At 63.5% G+C, this 1,693-nt stretch carries 1 pseudogene; it reads left to right on the plus strand.

The window, feature by feature from the left end:
* Positions 1 to 1,693 (plus strand): annotated as a pseudogene (locus tag NTD84_RS11210) (type IV secretion protein Rhs); the annotation flags it as partial.

The following is a 1,693-nucleotide window of genomic DNA, read 5'->3' on the forward strand; positions in this document are numbered from 1 at the left end:
ATCAGGTGTTTGTCCCGGCCCCGACCCTCGACGACGCCTGGCACACCGAACAAACGCTGGTCACTTACCGCTACAACGAACGCGGTCAGCTGATCGAAGCCACTAACGCCGCCGGTGAAAGCGAGCGCTACGACTACGACGAACAGCACGTCATCCTGCAGCGGCAACTGGCCGGTGGGGCGAGTTTCTTCTGGGCGTGGGAAAGGTCCGGCAAGGCGGCGCGATGCATCCGTCATTGGGCCTCGTTTGCGCAGATGGAGGCGCGTTACGTCTGGGATGACCAAGGCCGCGTCACCGTCCACAACAGCGATGGCAGCGAAGAGGTTTACCAGCACGATGACCGGGCGCGGCTGGTGCGCCAAGTCGGCCTCGATGGCGGGGAACACCTCAAGGCCTATGACGATCAAGGACGGTTGGTCGCCGAGCAGGATCCGCTCGGGGCCGTCACTGAATACCACTACGACGACGTCGGACGGCTGGTAGCACTGATTCCGCCGGAAGAGGCGCCGACGTCCTACGAGTATCAGAACGGTTTTCTGCACGCCCGCTCTCGCGGTGAGGCGGTGTGGACGTACCAGCGCAACGCCCAGGGCGACATCACCGCAGCCACCGATCCCGACGGGCATGTCACCCACTATCACTACGATGACCAAGGGCAACTGCTGTCGATCCGCTACCCGGACCACAGCCGGCAGGTCTTTGTCCGCAATGCCCTCGGGCAACTGATCGAAGAAACCTTGCCCGACGGCGGCCAGCGGCGCTTTTCCTACGATGCACTGGGTCGGCAGCTGACCCGCCAGGATGAACACGGCGCCGTCACCCGCTACGCCTGGGACGCCGTTGGCCGACTGATCCAGGTCACGCTGCCGACCGGCGCCACTCGCGCCTTCAGCTACAACGCCTACGGAAAAATCACCGCCGAACGCGATGAGCTGGGCCAGGTCACGCGCTTCGAGTATGCCGATGATTTGCACCTGGTCAGCCGCCGTATCAACCCGGATGGCTCGCAGCTCACCTATCGCTACGACCACGCGCAGCTGTTGCTCACGGACATCGAGAACGAATCCGGCGAACACTATCGGCTGGACTACACGCCCAACGGACTGATCCGACAGGAAACCGCCTTCGACGGGCAACGCACGGCGTATGCCTACGACCTCAACGAGCAACTGCTGGAGAAGACCGAGTTCGGCGCTGACGGCGCGCAACGGGTCACCGCTTATGAGCGGGATTCGGCAGGGCGATTGCGGGTCAAGACCCTGCCCGATGGCCTCCAGGTCGAGTACCGCTATGACACGCTGGGCCGGCTGATCCGTGTCGATGACGGTCACGATCACCCGCTGGAATTCGAGTACGACGCACAGGATCGCCTGATCACCGAGCATCAGGGTTGGGGCACGCTGCGTTATGGCTACGACGCCTGTGGCCAGCTCAAGCGCATGCGCCTGCCGGACGGCAGCAAACTCGATTATCACCACGAAAAGGGCGGCGCGCTGAGCGCCATCGACCTCAACGGCGCGCGACTCACCACCCACCAGTTTCCCTTCGGACGTGAACAGCAGCGCCAACAAGGCCAGCTCACCAGCCAGTACCACTACGACGAACAAGGCCGGTTGCAGGCCCACGCGATCAACCAGCCCACGCGGCCGCTGTACATGCGCCATTACAGCTACGCGGTCAACGGCAACCTCGC

The sequence above is a fragment of the Pseudomonas sp. 14P_8.1_Bac3 genome (genome assembly GCF_025466085.1).
Classification (GTDB): Bacteria; Pseudomonadota; Gammaproteobacteria; order Pseudomonadales; family Pseudomonadaceae; genus Aquipseudomonas.